The 16721-nt window shown below is 51.3% G+C and carries 15 protein-coding genes; 5 read left to right on the top strand and 10 right to left on the bottom strand.

What is annotated here, in order from left to right; all coding sequences use genetic code 11:
• Positions 1-17 precede the first annotated feature (17 nt).
• The 7 genes from gltA to DWZ56_RS07000 all read right to left on the bottom strand — a co-directional run bounded on the left by gltA (position 18) and on the right by DWZ56_RS07000 (position 7675).
• The gene (gene gltA / locus DWZ56_RS07030; protein WP_118555685.1) at positions 18-1409 is read right to left on the bottom strand and encodes an NADPH-dependent glutamate synthase; all 1392 of its coding nucleotides are present in this window, start codon (positions 1407-1409) and stop codon (positions 18-20) included.
• The gene (locus tag DWZ56_RS07025; protein WP_118555684.1) at positions 1409-2299 is read right to left on the bottom strand and encodes a sulfide/dihydroorotate dehydrogenase-like FAD/NAD-binding protein; all 891 of its coding nucleotides are present in this window, start codon (positions 2297-2299) and stop codon (positions 1409-1411) included. The genes gltA and DWZ56_RS07025 overlap by 1 nt, the downstream gene beginning before the upstream one ends.
• 48 nt (positions 2300-2347) lie before the next feature.
• Positions 2348-3226, bottom strand: a complete 879-nt coding sequence (locus tag DWZ56_RS07020; RefSeq protein ID WP_118555683.1) for an aldose 1-epimerase family protein — start codon at positions 3224-3226, stop codon at positions 2348-2350.
• A 210-nt stretch (positions 3227-3436) separates the two neighbouring features.
• A complete protein-coding gene (gene tkt, locus DWZ56_RS07015; RefSeq protein WP_118555682.1) occupies positions 3437-5422 on the bottom strand; it encodes a transketolase in 1986 nt (661 codons plus the stop codon).
• 144 nt (positions 5423-5566) lie between these two features.
• Complete coding sequence (locus DWZ56_RS07010; protein WP_158584486.1) at positions 5567-6646, bottom strand: ComEC/Rec2 family competence protein; 1080 nt, start codon at positions 6644-6646, stop codon at positions 5567-5569.
• 50 nt (positions 6647-6696) lie between these two features.
• A complete protein-coding gene (locus DWZ56_RS07005) occupies positions 6697-7290 on the bottom strand; it encodes a helix-turn-helix domain-containing protein (RefSeq protein ID WP_118555680.1) in 594 nt (197 codons plus the stop codon).
• Between the two features lie 133 nt (positions 7291-7423).
• Positions 7424-7675: a kinase to dihydroxyacetone kinase gene (locus tag DWZ56_RS07000; protein WP_118555679.1), complete on the bottom strand. Its 252-nt coding sequence runs from the start codon at positions 7673-7675 to the stop codon at positions 7424-7426.
• 400 nt (positions 7676-8075) lie between these two features.
• On the opposite strand from DWZ56_RS07000, the gene DWZ56_RS06995 reads away from it, so the two are divergent.
• Positions 8076-8837: an EFR1 family ferrodoxin gene (locus tag DWZ56_RS06995; protein WP_118555678.1), complete on the top strand. Its 762-nt coding sequence runs from the start codon at positions 8076-8078 to the stop codon at positions 8835-8837.
• A 152-nt stretch (positions 8838-8989) separates the two neighbouring features.
• Positions 8990-9154 carry a rubredoxin gene (gene rd, locus DWZ56_RS06990; protein WP_118555677.1) on the top strand — a complete coding sequence of 55 codons (165 nt, stop codon included), beginning with the start codon at positions 8990-8992 and terminating at the stop codon, positions 9152-9154.
• A gap of 58 nt (positions 9155-9212) precedes the next feature.
• Here the strand turns inward: rd and DWZ56_RS06985 are convergent, their stop codons facing one another.
• Together DWZ56_RS06985 and DWZ56_RS06980 are read right to left on the bottom strand one after the other, a co-directional pair.
• Positions 9213-11003 (bottom strand): ABC transporter ATP-binding protein, encoded by a 1791-nt coding sequence (locus tag DWZ56_RS06985; protein WP_118555676.1) that lies wholly within the window; start codon positions 11001-11003, stop codon positions 9213-9215.
• Position 11004: 1 nt separating this feature from the next.
• Entirely contained in the window at positions 11005-12753 is a 1749-nt protein-coding gene (locus DWZ56_RS06980) for an ABC transporter ATP-binding protein (protein ID WP_118555675.1), read from the bottom strand.
• Positions 12754-12890: 137 nt separating this feature from the next.
• On the opposite strand from DWZ56_RS06980, the gene DWZ56_RS06975 reads away from it, so the two are divergent.
• From DWZ56_RS06975 to DWZ56_RS06965, 3 genes are all read left to right on the top strand, one after another.
• Positions 12891-13757 (top strand): AraC family transcriptional regulator, encoded by an 867-nt coding sequence (locus DWZ56_RS06975; protein WP_118555674.1) that lies wholly within the window; start codon positions 12891-12893, stop codon positions 13755-13757.
• A gap of 290 nt (positions 13758-14047) precedes the next feature.
• Positions 14048-14905: a helix-turn-helix domain-containing protein gene (locus DWZ56_RS06970; RefSeq protein ID WP_118555673.1), complete on the top strand. Its 858-nt coding sequence runs from the start codon at positions 14048-14050 to the stop codon at positions 14903-14905.
• Positions 14895-15791, top strand: coding sequence for a DMT family transporter (locus DWZ56_RS06965; RefSeq protein ID WP_118555672.1), 897 nt, complete (start codon positions 14895-14897; stop codon positions 15789-15791). Before DWZ56_RS06970 ends, DWZ56_RS06965 begins: the two co-directional genes overlap by 11 nt.
• On the opposite strand, the gene DWZ56_RS06960 is transcribed toward DWZ56_RS06965, so the two are convergent.
• Entirely contained in the window at positions 15783-16721 is a 939-nt protein-coding gene (locus DWZ56_RS06960) for a GNAT family N-acetyltransferase (RefSeq protein WP_158584485.1), read from the bottom strand. The genes DWZ56_RS06965 and DWZ56_RS06960 overlap by 9 nt on opposite strands.

The raw sequence follows: 16721 nt of genomic DNA, 5'->3' as shown, positions 1-16721 counted from the left end.
ATGAATGCGGCCGGAGATCACTCTCCTCTGCCGCTTAAGTACTCATGTATGCCCTTAGCGCCGTTTCTTCCCGCTTCCATTGCCAGGATAACCGTGGCAGCCCCGGACACCGCATCGCCGCCGGCGTAAACACCTTCCTTAGTCGTCTTTCCGTACTCCTCCTCCGCGATGATGCATCTGCGTTTATTGATTTCCAGACCGTCGGTTGTGGAGGCGATCAGCGGATTAGGGGAAGTTCCGAGAGCCATGATCACCACATCCGCGTCAATGGTAAATTCGGAACCGGGCACTTCCACCGGGCGTCTGCGCCCGCTTGCATCCGGTTCCCCCAGCTCCATGCGGATACAGGTAATGCCCTTCACCCAGCCGTTGTCATCCACCAGGATTTCCACAGGATTGGTCAAAAGCTGGAAGATGATTCCTTCTTCCTGCGCATGATGGACTTCTTCCGCCCTGGCGGGCAGCTCCTGCATGCTTCTGCGGTATACGATATGAGTCTCTGCTCCGAGACGCAGCGCGGTCCTGGCCGCATCCATGGCCACGTTGCCGCCGCCCACCACTACGACACGCTTTCCTGCCACCATGGGGGTATCATAATCGTCTCTTGTCGCCTTCATCAGATTGCTTCTGGTCAGATATTCATTGGCGGAGAATACGCCGTTGGCATTCTCCCCCGGTATGCCCATAAATTTGGGGAGGCCGGCTCCGGAGCCGATAAATACCGCTTTAAAATTCTCCTCCTCCATCAGTTCATCGATGGTGGTGGATTTGCCGATCACCACGTTGGTTTCGATTTTCACGCCCAGACGCTTTACATTTTCAATCTCCGGCTTCACCACGCCGTCCTTGGGCAGACGGAACTCAGGAATGCCATAGGTCAGAACTCCGCCCGGCTCATGCAGCGCTTCAAAAATAGTCACCTCATATCCAAGCTTTGCCAGATCGCCGGCACAGGAGAGCCCTGCAGGGCCGGAACCGATCACCGCTACTTTAATGCCGTTTGTTTCTTTCACAGGCTCCGGGCAGATGCCGTTTTCTCTGGCCCAGTCCGCCACAAAACGCTCCAGCTTTCCGATGGAAACCGGCTCGCCTTTGATTCCGCGGATACATTTCCCCTCGCACTGGCTCTCCTGCGGGCACACGCGGCCGCAGACAGCCGGCAGGGAGGTCGCTTCAGACAATACCTTATATGCCGCCGCAATATCCCCCTTCTCCACCTCTGCGATAAATCCGGGTATATTGATATGTACGGGGCAGCCCTTCATGCACTGGGCATTTTTACATTTGAGACAGCGCTTCGCTTCCTCCATGGCCTCTTCCAGATTATAGCCGTAGCAGACCTCTTCAAAATTAGCCGCACGAACCTTTGGATCCTGCTCTCTGACAGGCACCTTCTTCAACATATCCATTATTCGTCACCTCCGCAATGGCCGCAGCCGCCGTGGTGGGTATCGCCTTCCCGCTCCTTTAGCAGCGCGCGCCCTTCTTCTGTCCTGTACATCTGCTGGCGCTTCATCGCTTCGTCAAAGTTCACCAGGTGTCCGTCAAATTCCGGCCCGTCCACACAGGCAAATTTCACCTCTCCGCCAATCGTGAGCCGGCAGGCTCCGCACATGCCGGTTCCGTCTACCATGATGGGGTTCATGCTGACAACGGTCGGGATTTCCAGTTCTTTGGTGGTAAGACAGGTAAATTTCATCATGATCATCGGACCGATGGCCACGCAGACATCATACCTCCTGCCTTCCTCTTCCACCAGATCCTTGAGCACCTTGGTCACCATGCCGTGGCGCCCGTAACTGCCGTCATCGGTGGTGATGAAGAGATTGCCGGCAACCGCTTCCATCTCTTTTTCCAGGATCAGCAGATCCTTCGTCTTGCAGCCCACAATTACATCCGCCGCAATGCCGTGCTCATGCATCCATTTCACCTGCGGATACACGGGCGCGGCGCCAACGCCGCCGGCCACAAAGATATATTTTTTCTTTTTCAGTTCTTCTAACGGCTCATGAATGAACTCGGACGGACATCCCAGAGGGCCTACAAAATCTTCGAAGCTGTCGCCCGCCTGAAGAGATGCCATGCGTTCCGTAGAAGCGCCGACGCTCTGGAACACGATGGTAATTGTGCCGGCCTCCCGGTTGTAGTCACAGATCGTCAGCGGAATCCTCTCTCCGTGCTCATCCATCTTAACAATGACAAACTGTCCGGGCTCGCAGGCCCTCGCCACTCGTTTCGCTTCCACTTCCATCAGATAAATCTTATCTGCCAGCCGTTTCGCTTTTACTATCCTGTACATAGATCTTTCCTCCTCTTAGCAGTCATCCGATAAACTTTGTCCGGCTGCTCAATGTATCACTATATAATAAGAAGCCTCAAAGGTATCCCCTGCATCCAGCTGCATGATGCCGGTCTTATCCTTCAATTCTCCGGTATAGCCCAGATCATCGCATCTGCCGAACCAGGGTTCCAGACAGATAAAGGGATGGGTGGGTTTCGTCCAAAGGCCGAAATAGGTGAAATCCTCACAGAGTACGGACACATACGGGCTGCCGTCCCCATAACAGATGGATGCCTTGTCGATGATTTCATTTTCAAAAATATAGACGCCTTTATCAAAGAAATGCTCATCTATACTGCAGGTCCCGTTCTCCAGCTTCAGCGTATGTACCTGATCTGCCAGCGCGCATCCGCATCCGGGATCCTCGATATTGATGTAAGGCAGACAAGACTGTCCGTCAAACGCGATCTTCATATCCGTTTTCTTAAGGCCTTCCGGTATACGGAATGCCGGATGAGCGCCGATATTATAATACATCGTGTCCTTTCCGGTATTTTCCACCCGCCATATCACCTGTATCTGATTGTCAAACAGGCGGTGTCCGACCTCCAGCCGGAAATCAAACGGATAGTTCTCCTTTGTCTGCTCCGTGGATTCCAGGGCGTACCATATGCTGCCGCTGTCACAGGAGGTCAGCGTAAAATCCATATCCCTTGCGAAGCCGTGCTGCGTCATCGGATACACCTTGCCGTTCAGGCGGTACTGTCCCTGATTGCTCACCCCTACCATGGGGAATAAAATGGGAGCATGGCGGTTCCATACGGCTGGGTCGGCATTCCAGAGCACTTCCCTGCTGTTTGCCTTATCATAAATGCGGATCAGCTCCGCGCCGGCATCCGCCACTTCCACTGTCAGGCGTTCACTTTCGATTACATTTGTTTTCATATACGCTCCTATCTGCGCGCCCTATGCGCGCCTGCATTGTCTCCGGACCAGGCTGCCGCCTCTCCCGGATCAGCATCACAGCCCCCGTGCGCCGGTATTTACACACTACAGCGTGTTTGAAAACTGCTTTCCGCAGAATGAATTTTCAAACACGCTGTAGGGCTGAATCTATGTTTGCACCGGCAGCGCGCCGCCGCCTTTTGTCTGTACTTACAGGCTCTTTACAGCATTTACAACATTCTCTACAGTGAAGCCGAATTCTTTAAACAGCGTATTGGCCGGAGCACTGGCACCGAAGGTCTGCATCGCGATGATCCTTCCGTCCAGCCCGACATACCTGTCCCATCCGAAACCGGACAGGGCTTCCACGCCGACTCTCTTTCTCACACTCTTTGGAAGAACACTTTCTTTATATTCCTCGGACTGTTCCTCAAACACATCCATGGAAGGCATGCTCACCACTCTGACATCTATGCCGTCCCGGATCAGCTCCGCCTTCGCATCGATTGCCAGGGATACCTCGGAACCGCTGGCTATGATGATCGCATCGGGAGTCTCCTTCTCGGAATCCGCGATCACATATCCGCCCTTTAGGGCCTCCTTGGAGGAACCGGCAATCTGCGGCAGGTTCTGTCTGGTCAGCACAAGAGCGGTCGGCGTCCTGTCTGAAGCCAGCGCGCTGTACCATGCGGCAGCGGTCTCCATGGCGTCGCAGGGACGGAACACATGGAAATTAGGCATCGCCCGAAGCATCGCCAGCTGTTCGATGGGCTCATGGGTGGGGCCGTCTTCCCCCACACCGATGCTGTCATGGGTCAGCACATAGGTGAGCGGAACTCCCATGATGGCTGACAGCCTGGCCATGGGCTTCACATAATCGCTGAACACGAAGAATGTGGAGACAAAACATCTAAGGCCGCCATGCAGCATGATGCCGTTGCCGATCGCCGTCATCGCCAGTTCACGGACGCCGAAATGCAGGTTTCTTCCTTCCGGCGTATCCTTGGAGAAATCTCCTTCGCCGTTCATATAGGTCTTCGTGGACGGAGCCAGATCCGCGGATCCTCCGACTATGTTGGGCGCCAGATCCTTGATCACCTGAATCAGCTTGCCGGACAGGCTTCTCGTAGCTTCCGGTTTGTCCGGGCATGACCAGAACGCTTCGGAGGCTTCGCAGGCCTCTGCCGGATCCCCTTCAAAATATGTCTCCCACAGGGCTTTCATCTCCGGATATTTCTCACAGTACTCATCAAACATCGCGTTCCAGGCATCCTCTGTCTTCGCCTTTTCCTCGCCGATCGCTCTGTAATGGTCATACACTTCCCGGGGCACATAGAACGGCTCTTTGGACGGCCATCCCAGAAAATCCTTCAGCGCGTCCACATTATCCGCGCCCAAAGGCTCCCCGTGGGCGCTGGCTTTTCCCTGTTTGGCCGGACAGCCGTAGCCGATTTCCGTTTTTACTATTATAAATGAAGGTTTGCTCTTCTCCGCCTTCGCCGCTTCAATCGCCGCGCCGATGGCTTCCAGATCGTTGCCGTCTTCCACCGTCAGCACCTGGAATCCGAACGCCTCCATGCGCATGCCCACATTTTCGGTAAATGCGATGTCCGTGGAGCCTTCGATGGAGATCTTATTGGAATCATACAGGATGATCAGCTTGCTAAGCCCCAGCGTGCCCGCCAGTGAGAATGCCTCTGAAGAAATGCCTTCCATCATGCATCCGTCGCCGCCCAGCGCATAGGTGTAGTGATCCATCACAGGATATCCTTCTTTATTAAATACAGCGGCCAAATGCTTCTCCGCAGCCGCCATGCCCACTGCCATCGCCATGCCGGCGCCTAAGGGACCCGTAGTTGCTTCTACGCCAACCGTATGGCGGTATTCCGGATGGCCGGGGGTCAGGGAGCCCCACTGCCTGAACTGTTTTAAATCCTCGATGGACAGATTCCCGTACCCGTACAGATGGAGCAGGGAATAAAGAAGTGTGGAACCGTGTCCGCCGGAAAGGATAAAGCGGTCCCGGTTTTTCCATTCCGGATCCTTCGGATTGTGATTCATGTGATTTGCCCATAATTCGTATGCCATGGCTGCGCTGCCCAAGGGCAGGCCCGGATGGCCGGAATTCGCCTTCTGTACGGCATCCGCGGCCAGAACTCTGATCGCATTTACCGACTGCATCGTAATATTTTCCATTTTCTCCCTCATTTCTGCGACGTACTTCGCGCATCTTAAGTTTATGATTGCGGCGCCGAACCTGCTTTTCCTGTCCTGCCGTCACTCTACGCATTATTATACTGAATACTCTCAAAGCAATCAAGTGGAGTTTTACATTTTTCTTTATGGGTTGCAGTTACCGCAGGGGGCATAACCTTCGTCTACAGCTTGTTTACGGGTTTGGAAATAGACGCGGTTCTGCTCGGCCGGGAGGTTGCTGCAGTCTGGGAGATGGAACTTTTTTGAATTCCTGTTGCCTATGTAGGAGGTGATCTCTCCCAGGCCGCCTTCATCCGTACCGTGCTCACGGTCGCTTTCTATGCCGGGAACGCTGAATACGATTTCTTTGCCGTCGCTCACCACGGTCACGGTTCCCATCCGGTCGGTGCGGTATACGGTGGCGCCCACATCCCGCAGACGGCTTAGGGTTTCCTCATGGGGATGGCCGTAATCGTTGCCGGTCTCACACATAATGACCGCGTATTTAGGGTTCACCTCACGCAGAAACAGATAGGAGGAGGATGTGGCGCTGCCGTGATGGCCCGTCTTTAACAGATCCGCCTTCAGGTCATATCCGTAACTTATCATATCTTTCTCGGCTTCACTGCCGGCGTCTCCGGTAAACAGGAAACGGTTCTCCCCATGGGTCACTTTCAGCACGATGGAATCATCGTTCACATCCTCATAATCTTTCACCGGCCCCAGAAATTCCACGGGACATTCTCCCAGGAGGATCTGATCGCCGGGCCTGGGATGCACCACATTTACCTTCTGCTCCGCCAGGTCCTCGATCAGCTTTCGGTATACGCCGCTGTCAAACTCTTCCGCTCCCATATAAGCGGTTCCCACTTCGAAGGCATTGACAAGGCGGGAACCGGAACCGATGTGGTCCTCATGGGGATGGGTGAACACCACATAATCAAGGCGCGTGGTGCCCAGGTTATCCAGATACTGTATGATCAAATCCGCATCCCCGCGGTTGCCCGCATCGATCAGCATGGTCTGCCCGCCGCTTTCCAGCAATGTGCAGTCCGCCTGGCCCACGTCCAGAAAGGTGATCTTTAATTCCCCGGATGCCGGCGGCGCATAGCTGCTGCCGGATGTGCCGCTTTCATTCGCCGCTTCCGCACAGCCGCTAAAAAGCAGGACCAATGCGATAAGAAAGCCCAAGACGGCGGCCCTGCCTGTTCTGTATTTTTTCATATTTAGAATCCTCCATTTTATAAATCGCAGGCGGATGTCCTGCGCACACATCAGCGTGCTTCCTCCCCGTCCTGATCACCGCGGCCCGCGCTTAGCCGTACGCTTATGAGTTTCCACACGGTCAGCAGGATACCGGCAATCAGGCAGAAACAGAAGATGCCTACCAGGGCATTCAGGCGGTACATCTGTACAAAACCGCTGAAGGAGTAGGGCGGATCATTGGTATACCACACATTTATGCCGTCTGAGGCGGCCGATGAGAAGCCGGACTGGATCATTGTGGAAAGCACCCAGATCACCAGCAGTCCCAGCGCGCCAATGCCGCTTAACGCGGCACTTACAGCCACCCATAGGCGGCCGGTGTTTTTTTCTTTCCGTTTGCCGGCGGTACAGTCTGCCGGCTGCCGCATTTCGGACGCCTGCACTTCTTTGCCGGCTTCTTCGCCGTACTCGTCATACAGCAGATAGTCCGTCGTCACCTCAAACAGTCTGCCAAGCTGCACGATATTCGCCGCATCCGGCATGGTATCTCCAGACTCCCAGCGCGAAACCGCCTGTCTGGACACCGATATCTGTGATGCCAGCTCTTCCTGCGACATGCCGCGGCTCTTTCTAAGGCCGGTAAGTTTTTCACCAAATTTCATAAACTGCTGCCTCCAATTTCATGTTTTTGATTATACTACATGATCCGCATTGCGTATGCCACCGCAGCAACGCGGCATTTGCGCAACCCGATGCAACATACGGATCGCAGGGAGGTAACAGCCGGTTGCCCGCTTATCCCTGCAAGCCATTGGACTGGCGTTCCATGTTCTCCACCACGATATCGTAAATCTCGCCCAGTGAGGCACAGTACTCCAGCACCTTCCAGGGCGTGTTGGTGTGGAAATGTATCTTGATCAGCTCCTCATCCCCAACCGCCAGCAGGCAGTCGCCCTCTATATTATTTGTGATATAATCGTTGATCTCATCTTCGGAAAGGTCTTCTCCTTCAATTAAGAGCTGTGTGTCATATTTGTACTCGAGCATATCGTTCTCCTTATACTGTTTATTTTTAGTACTGCATTGTGTAAATAATGGTGAATAGAGTGCCTGATCTCTGTGTCAGGTGTGCGTCTGCAAAGCTGCGGACACAGAGCCGTCTGCCGTAACAGTAGTTTACGCCCTGTTTTGTTTCTTGTCAAATCTAAGGTAAAGAGTTTCTATACTGATGTTACTTGTTCACACGTTGCCGATAAAGCAGCGTATGAGAGGACCATACCCTGCCCTCTCTTACGCGGGAATTTTTCGGTAACTGTGAACAGTAACATACTGATGTTGTAATAACTGACCTTCTCCGGTATACTATTACAAAGAGAAACATAAAGGAAGCGCGCCAAGGCGGGCGCAGGCCATCGGCCTATCAGCAGAAAAATGGGAGGCGAATCGTATGATCTTATATTTTTCCGGCACCGGCAACAGTGAATACGCAGCAAAGAGGATCGGAGAAGCATGCAGGGATGAAACGGTCAGTTTATTTGAAAAAATACGCAGCCGCGATTTTTCCCCCATGCATTCCGACAGCCCCTGGGTCGTTGCCATACCCACCTATGCATGGAGAATCCCCCGCATTGTGCAGGAATGGCTGCACCGTACCAGTCTTTCCGGAAACAGGAATATTTATTTTGTGATGACCTGCGGCGGAAATATCGGTAATGCGGGGAACTATCTGAAGAAGCTGTGTGCCGCTAAAGGACTGAATTATATGGGGTGCGCCGAAATTGTTATGCCTGAGAACTACATTGCAATGTTCACTGCGCCGGCGAAAGAAGAGGCGCTGGCTATCATCGGACAGGCGGAACAGGTGATTGACAATGCAGCACTTTTAATCAAGAAAGGTGAGCCGTTTATACAGCCTGCCGTGACAGTAAAGGATAAGCTGAACAGTGGCTTTGTAAACAATATTTTCTATCCGGCGTTTGTTCATGCTAAAAAATTTTACGCCACCGACGCCTGTATATCCTGCGGGAAATGCGCAAAGGTCTGTCCGTTAAGCAATATTCACCTCGACCGCGGAAAGCCCGTATGGGGAAAGAACTGCACCCACTGCATGGCGTGTATCTGCCGCTGTCCGGCTGAAGCCATCGAATACGGCCGGCACAGCAGGGGGCTGGTGCGGTATGTCTGTCCGAAAGTTACTGTTCAGGGCTGACCTGTCATTCGCGGTAGGTTTACGACAACCCTGAACAGCAACGTCCGAAAAATATTTAATACAGTTTATAGTTTATTTCGTTTTCTTTTTTGACTAAAAATGCTATAATCAGTTTACACTTATAAATATATCAAGAAAGGAAGTATTCTGTCATGAAAAAATATGTTTGCGACGTATGTGGTTACATCTACGATCCCGAAGCCGGAGATCCGGATAACGGCATTGATCCCGGCACAGCATTTGAAGATCTTCCCGAAGACTGGGTTTGTCCTCTCTGTGCGGTAGGCAAAGATGAGTTCAGCGAAGTGGATGAATAAATAATTTTAAAAAATCAGCCCCATCCGGCATGTATCCGCCAGATGGGGCTGATATTTTTTATGCTCTCTTCAGAAATTCATACTGCGACATATAGAGCTTGTAGTATTCTCCCTGCAGTTCCATCAGCTCGTCGTGGCTTCCCATCTCCTGTATATTGCCTCTGTCCACATACATGATGCAGGAGCTGTTCTTGATGGTGGAGAGGCGGTGGGCGATGATAAAGGAGGTTCTGCCCTCCAGCAGGCGGTTTAAGCCCTTCTGCAGCACGATCTCTGTTTCCGTATCGATGCTGGAGGTGGCTTCGTCGAGAATCAGGATCTTCGGGTCCGCCAAAAGCGCTCTGGCAAAGGAGATCAGCTGTCTCTGCCCTACGGAAAGCCTGCTGCCCCGCTCATTTACCTGCGTATAATATCCGTCTTCCATATCCTTAATAAAATCGTGGGCGCATACGGTCTTTGCCGCCGCGATCACCTCTTCATCCGTGGCATCCATATTGCCGTACCGGATATTGTCCATGATGGTGCCGGAGAATATAAAACTGTCCTGCATCATGACGCCCATCTGTGTCCTTAGGGAACGGATCGTCACGGTATTGATATCCACCCCGTCGATCAGGATCTGACCGGATTCCAGGTTATAAAAACGGCTTAACAGATTGACGATCGTGGTCTTTCCGGCTCCGGTGGGGCCTACAATCGCAAAGGACTGGCCCTTCTGCGTGATAAAATTGATGCCGTTTAACACCCTGACGCCGTCTTCATAGGAAAATACCACATCTTTAAACTCCACCCTGCCTTCGATTTCCGGCATAGGCACCGCGCCCGGCTGATCCTTCACCGTGATCGGCTCATCTATGGTTTCAAAGATTCGTTCCAGGTAAGAAATGGCGGTCAGCAGTGAATTGTAAAAACCTGCCAGTGTGGTGATCGGCGCCCAGAACCTGCCAATATAGCCGGTGAATGCAATCATGATACCTACGGTCACATCTCCCGCACCGGAAACCATCCACGAAATCCCAAGCAGATAAATAAAAGCGGTCGTAATCGTGGATATGTTATCCACTGTGGGGTGGATCAGGAAGTTAAATTTTATGGCTCCCATCCATGCTTTGCGGCAGTTCTCACTTAAACGGTTAAAAATGCCCGCATTTTCCCGCTCTCTTACAAAGGCCTGCGTCACGCGGATGCCGTTAATGCTCTCCGCGATATATGCATTCAGGTTGGACTGCTTATTGCTGGAGTTCTGCCATGCGCGCCTCTGCTTCTTCTTGATCAGAAAGACAACGACTGCCAGCACCGGGAATCCGCACATGCAGACTAATGTCAGCTTAACATGGATGCTGAACATAAAGATCAGGACAAACACCAGGCTGCAGAGATCGGTGATGGTATTGATGATACCGTTGGAAAGCAGGTCGCTTAGGTTATTCACATAGTTGACCACGCGCACCTGGATTTTGCCGTAAGGCCGGCTGTCATAGTAGGAAAACGGCAGTTCCTGCAGGTGTGAAAAAATATCCTCCCGTAACTGATGGATTACGCTCTGTCCGATCGTCGTGGTGATCTTAATCTTAATGCGCAGCGCCACAGCCACATAGATGGTGATGGCGAGGGTCGCAAGCGCCACCATCAGGAGCCCGTGCATATCTTTATTGGGAATATATTCATCCATTACCGTCATAAAAAATCTGGGCAGCAGCATGGATGCGGCGCTGGCGGACAGCATGACGGCCACCACCAGTATCAGTTTCTTCTTAAACGGTTTTAGATATTTCCCAAGGCGCTTTACCTGGCCAAAGTCAAATTTCACTTCCAGATTTTCGTCTACGTCATATTTATTTCTGGCCATGTCAGATCACCCCCATCGCTTTTAACTGTTCAAACTCACCATACTGGTGGTGGAATACGGTTGCATAATATCCGTCCTGGGCCAGCAGGCTCTCATGGGTTCCCTGTTCTACGATCCTGCCCTCATCCATTACAAGGATCAGGTCCGCATCCTTTACAGAAGAGATGCGGTATGCGATCACAAACATGGTGCGCCCTTCCCCGGTGGACTTCAGCTCTTCCTGTATATAGGATTCGGTTTCCATATCCACGGCGGATGTGGTGTCGTCAAGTATCACGATCGGCGGATCCTTTAAAAGCGCCCTGGCCAGTGATATCCTCTGCTTCTGGCCGCCGGACAGGCCCATGCCGCGCTCGCCAACTATGGTGTCGTAACCGTCGGGCATCTGGCGGATAAATCCGTCCGCATCGGCGATCTTCGCCACTTTGACAACATCCTCCAGGCTGCAGTCCGGACGCCCATAGGCGATATTTCCCTCTATGGTATCGGAAAACAGAAATACATCCTGCATGGCAATACCGATATTATCACGGAGCTGATATAAATCCAGTTTTTTCACATTGACGCCGTCCACCAGCACCTCTCCGTCCGTCACATCGTAAAAACGGCACAGCAGGTTCATCAGTGTGGACTTGCCGGATCCGGTGGAGCCAATGATGCCCACCGTCTGTCCCCTTCGCACCTTAAAGTTGATATCGGTGACAATATCTTCATCATCCGCCCGATAGGAAACATTGCGGAATTCGATATTTCCGTCCATATGTTTGCGGTCCACAGGATGCGCCGGCATCTTCACTCTGGGCTCCTCAATGATGGTGGCATAGATCTTTTCCACGGAAGTGGTAAAACGCTGTATATCGTTGACCAGCCATCCAATCTGGCGCAGAGGGTTCGTCAGCATCCACAGATAACCGTTCACCGTAACCAGCTTGCCCATGGATATGTCCCCGTTGATCACCATATATCCGCCCAGCAGGATCAGTATGATCGTCAGCGCGTTGGACAAAAACTCAAATACAGGCACATATTTCATCCAGACCCTGGAAGCTCCCAGTTCCGCGTCACGGTAGGCATCGTTCTCCGTACCGAACTTTTCCATCTCGTAATCTTCTTTTGCAAAGGCCTTCACCACACGGTTGCCGCTGATATTTTCCTGTACGAAAGCATTCAGGCTGGAAAACTGCCTTCTGATCTTATGGAACGCCGGCTTCACCGCTCTTGACTGGCTTAAGGTGGTCAGCAGCGTGAACGGAACCACGATGAGCATGCAAAGCGCCAGCCGGACATCCACTGTAAAGATCATCACCAGCGCCAGTATAAAAAGCAGCATATTTTCATAGAAGGCATAGACCACATAGGATACGAAATGCCGGATCGCGTCCATATCTCCGGTCTGTCTGGACATCAAATCGCCGGTCCTCCTCTTATTGTAGAAGGTGAAATCCTCCTGCAGAAGGCGCCGGTACACAGTGTCTCTCATCTCATACAAAAGGCCCTGGGAACAAGTCTCGAAAATAAACAGGTACACCCAGCGCAGTATGCTCTTGCCCAGCGTTACGCTGACAAGGCAGATCAAAAGCTTTGGCAGCAGATCGTATTCCCCGCCTTTGATTACATTATCCACAATGATTCCCGATATGTATGGATTTACGACTGCCAGCACGGCGACGCAGGTGACAAACACCAGCCCCAACGCCATCTTCCTTCGGTATTTCTTAAGGAAGGAGTAAAACCATTTCATAGGTGTCATTTTCATATCCCCCGTACTAATGTTTTTTTGCTTGGTTTTAAGTTACATTTTGTAAATTATAATCTCATTTTTCAGAAAAGGAATGTACTTTCTTGCCTGTTTGATGTAGAATGTTGTTATTATAAGGAGTGGAAGCTATGTGTACAAACCAACATGATATTGCTTACGAAGACCTGAATCCGACCATTCTGTTTTTCTGGAAAGGGAGACGGATCAAGCCGGAACGCTGCCACTGCCACGACCATGTGGAGATGGGCTACATACTGTCCGGCAGCTGTAAATTCCGGATTGACGAGAAGATTTACACGGTAAGTGCCGGCGATCTGCTGGTATTTAATCCCAGGGTGATGCATGAAGGCATCGTCACCGATCCGGAGAATCCGTCTGTTGAATTTTTTGTCGCTTTTACAAATGTGACTTTCTGCGGCGCGGAGGCGAACCATTTTCCGCTGCCGGATCCGGATGTTCCGATCATACACACGGAAACATCTTTGCGGCAGCAGTTAAATAAACTGAGCTATTCCATGATTTCTGAAAACGAAAGCAGTCTGCCCGGAAAATATTACATGCAGAAGGCTTATCTGATCCAGTTTCTGCTGACGCTTCTAAGGGCCCAGCAAAAGGCGAAAGAGGAACCGGCCGATAAAGTGAACGGCTGTGTATTTGAATCTCCCGGACGGGCTTATGTGATCGATCAGATCGTGGACTATTTTAACGATCATTATAATGAGAAGATTTCCCTGGACCAGATTTCCAAAAACATGTATTTAAGTCCTTTTTATATTTCAAAAATCTTCAAAGAGGAGACCGGAGAAACCCCGATCAACTATCTGATCAAGATACGGCTGGAAAAGGCGCGGGATCTGCTGGATACGGACAGAGGGCTTAATATCCGTGAGGTGGCCACCCAGGTCGGCTATGAAGATGTGTATCATTTCAGCAAGCTGTTCAAAAAATACTATGGGGTGTCCCCCATGAATTACAAAAAGCAGAGAGCGGAATAAAAATAAGCTCTCTGCTTTTATGTGTCCTCCTGTGCGCCGACCCGCAAATTGATGTCCCCTAATCTGATGATATCTTACAAGCCACCCCTGGGCCTAGATGGTATAATGTCGACAGGACATTATACCTGCGCTGATTTTCGTCTGCGAAGCAGACATTTTCTATTGAAAATCATGCGCATCCCCCGGAGGGGCTATGTCAGCTTGCTGACATGTCATAATGTCGACAGACATTATACCTGCGCTGATTTTCGTCTGCGTTTATTACAACATTTATCTATGGAGGCGACACTTTGAAAAAAGAAACACGGACAATTGTCTATGACGATGAACTGGGCATAGAGGCATACCGCCTGGAAGGAATTGTCCAGCCCTTTCCAAATCATTTTCATGAATATTATGTAATTGGACTGATCGAGTCAGGGGAACGTTTTCTCTCATGCAGAAATCAGGATTACAGGCTGAAGCCAGGAGACATGGTGCTCTTTCATCCCGGAGATAACCATGCCTGCCGCCAGGCCGGGGAAGCTCCCCTGGACTACCGGGCATTTAACATACCAAAAGAAGTGATGCTAAGGCTTGCCGGAGAAGTGACAGGCGTACATAAGCTTCCGGGATTTTCCGTAAACGTATTTGTAAATGAAGAAGCCGCCTGTTATCTGCGCCCGCTGCATGAGATGGTCATGACAGGCTCCGGTGAATTTGGCAAAGAGGAGAATCTGCTGTTTCTTATCCTGCTGCTGATCCGACACTATGGACAGCCTTTTGAGGAATGCATACCGGATTGTCCGGACGAAGTGGAAAAAGCCTGCGCGTTTATGCAGCGGCATTTTGCGGAACCTATCTCTCTGGACCGTCTCTGCAGCTTTTCCGGCTTAAGCAAATCCACACTGCTTAGGGCATTTACCAAATACATAGGCATCACGCCTTACCGCTATCTGGAAACGGTCCGCATCGGTGAGGCGAAAAAGCTGCTGGAGTCGGGAGTGCCTCCTGTAGAAACCGCCATACAGACAGGCTTTTCCGACCAGAGCCATTTTACTAACTATTTCAGCAGCTTTATCGGTCTGACTCCCGGCGCTTACCGTGAGATATTTCTAAAGAGCAAAATTACAGATGCACGGGCAAAAGGAGGGGCACATGAAGAATAAAACTGCGTCGGGCCATCTGGCCGCGTTCCTCACGATCCTGATCTGGGGAACCACATTTATTTCCACAAAAATACTGCTTGCAGACTTTCAGCCGGTAGAAATCCTGTTTATCCGCTTTGTCATCGGAGCGCTCGCCCTGCTTGCGGTCTTTCCACACAGGCTGAAAGGCACCGGATGGAAGCAGGAATGCACGTTCGCTGCCGCCGGACTAAGCGGTATCTGTCTGTATTATTTACTGGAAAACATAGCGCTGACCTGTACACAGGCCTCCAACGTAGGAGTGATCATTTCCATCGCCCCGTTTTTCACTGCAATGCTGACGCATCTGTTTATGAAGGGGGAAGAGAAATTAAGTGCAAACTTCTTTACCGGCTTTGTGCTCGCCATGGCTGGGATCGCTCTCATCAGTTTTAACGGTTCCAGGCTGGCGCTCAATCCGGCCGGCGATCTGCTGGCGGTGCTCGCCGCTTTTATATGGGCATGCTATTCTGTGCTGACGAGAAAAATCAGCAGTTTCGGGTACCATACCATCCTCACCACCAGACGGATCTTCTTCTACGGCATTCTGTTTATGCTGCCGGCGCTGTTCCTGTTTGATTTCAAGCCGGATCTTACACATTTTTCCAATCCAGTCTGTCTCTTAAATATTCTGTTTTTGGGGCTGGGCGCTTCCGCCCTCTGCTTTGTCACCTGGAATTATGCCGTAGGGATCCTGGGAGCTGTGAAAACCAGCATCTATATCTATTTGGTGCCTGTGATCACCGTAATCACTTCCGTTATCGTGCTCCGTGAAACGGTAACGTTGATGGCAGGCGCCGGCACCGTTCTTACAATGGCCGGCCTGTTCCTGTCCGAGCGAAGAGGGTGTCCCGCAAAACTACAGTGACACGGTTTCCATAATCTTAGCCATCAGCCTTGGCTGTATTTCGGGATACGTCCAGGCATCCGGCAGCTCTGTAAACAATGTGATCCGTTCCATCTCAAATTCGGCGGGCAGTTCTGAAAGCTCATAAATCTCTGCATAGCAAAGCAGGCCAAAGGTTTCATTCCTGTCCGCGCCTTTAGCGCTGCTGCGGACCACCGAGTATACGCAGACCGGCTTTAAGCTGTATTTTCGAGCGCCGGTCTCTTCATAGAGTTCCCGCCTGGCAGTGGCCAGTATATCTTCTCCCGGCTCTCTGTGTCCGCCGGGGCACTCATAGGTCGAACGGTTTTTATGCTTACAGAACAGCCATTGACCCTGAAAGCGCGATACGATCACAGCATATTTTAAAAGGCTGTCTGAAACTTCATCATAAAAACAAACATCCACAATAGAACCCTGCATGTTTTTCTCTAAAACCATCAGAAGCTGGTGCTCTCCTATCCTGCCTTTCACAATAAAACCGGCCTTCTCATAGCAGCGGATTGCTCTTTTGTTATCCTGCTCCGGGTCCAGTATGATCTTACCGGCCTTTTTTTCCTGAAACAGATATCCGGTCATTTTATTCAGTATGGCCGTGCCATAGCCCCGGTCTCTGAAATCATCTTCCCCTATAAACAGATCAATCCCCCATACATCGCTCTCCCCCGGACAGTCATCGGTTTTGTAATACTGTATGTAGCCTGCAGGCCTGCCATCTATCTCTATGACAGCCGGAGTGACCGCATCGGCTCTCAGACAGCGAAGCCTGTACTTTTCCTTAACCAGGTCCAGGCTGACCCCATCCGGGAAATCTTCCTGTCCATACCACCGAAATACTTCCGGATTGGAAAACCATGACAGCAGCAGCCGGTAGTCCTCTTCCGTATCCTGCATTTCTCTGAAATTTATCAC

The sequence above is a fragment of the Lachnotalea sp. AF33-28 genome (assembly GCF_003477885.1).
Lineage (GTDB): Bacteria > Bacillota > Clostridia > Lachnospirales > Lachnospiraceae > AF33-28.
Note: the sequence above shows the minus strand (reverse complement) of the source record. Positions and strands in the feature narration are given on the sequence as shown.

Excerpts from the sequence above, each read along its gene's own strand:
- gltA (WP_118555685.1), bottom strand. The coding sequence starts at position 1,409 with ATGGATATGTTGAAGAAGGTGCCTGTCAGAGAGCAGGATCCAAAGGTT.
- DWZ56_RS07025 (WP_118555684.1), bottom strand. The coding sequence starts at position 2,299 with ATGTACAGGATAGTAAAAGCGAAACGGCTGGCAGATAAGATTTATCTG.
- DWZ56_RS07020 (WP_118555683.1), bottom strand. The coding sequence starts at position 3,226 with ATGAAAACAAATGTAATCGAAAGTGAACGCCTGACAGTGGAAGTGGCG.
- tkt (WP_118555682.1), bottom strand. The coding sequence starts at position 5,422 with ATGGAAAATATTACGATGCAGTCGGTAAATGCGATCAGAGTTCTGGCC.
- DWZ56_RS07010 (WP_158584486.1), bottom strand. The coding sequence starts at position 6,646 with ATGAAAAAATACAGAACAGGCAGGGCCGCCGTCTTGGGCTTTCTTATC.
- DWZ56_RS07005 (WP_118555680.1), bottom strand. The coding sequence starts at position 7,290 with ATGAAATTTGGTGAAAAACTTACCGGCCTTAGAAAGAGCCGCGGCATG.
- DWZ56_RS07000 (WP_118555679.1), bottom strand. The coding sequence starts at position 7,675 with ATGCTCGAGTACAAATATGACACACAGCTCTTAATTGAAGGAGAAGAC.
- DWZ56_RS06995 (WP_118555678.1), top strand. The coding sequence starts at position 8,076 with ATGATCTTATATTTTTCCGGCACCGGCAACAGTGAATACGCAGCAAAG.
- rd (WP_118555677.1), top strand. The coding sequence starts at position 8,990 with ATGAAAAAATATGTTTGCGACGTATGTGGTTACATCTACGATCCCGAA.
- DWZ56_RS06985 (WP_118555676.1), bottom strand. The coding sequence starts at position 11,003 with ATGGCCAGAAATAAATATGACGTAGACGAAAATCTGGAAGTGAAATTT.
- DWZ56_RS06980 (WP_118555675.1), bottom strand. The coding sequence starts at position 12,753 with ATGACACCTATGAAATGGTTTTACTCCTTCCTTAAGAAATACCGAAGG.
- DWZ56_RS06975 (WP_118555674.1), top strand. The coding sequence starts at position 12,891 with ATGTGTACAAACCAACATGATATTGCTTACGAAGACCTGAATCCGACC.
- DWZ56_RS06965 (WP_118555672.1), top strand. The coding sequence starts at position 14,895 with ATGAAGAATAAAACTGCGTCGGGCCATCTGGCCGCGTTCCTCACGATC.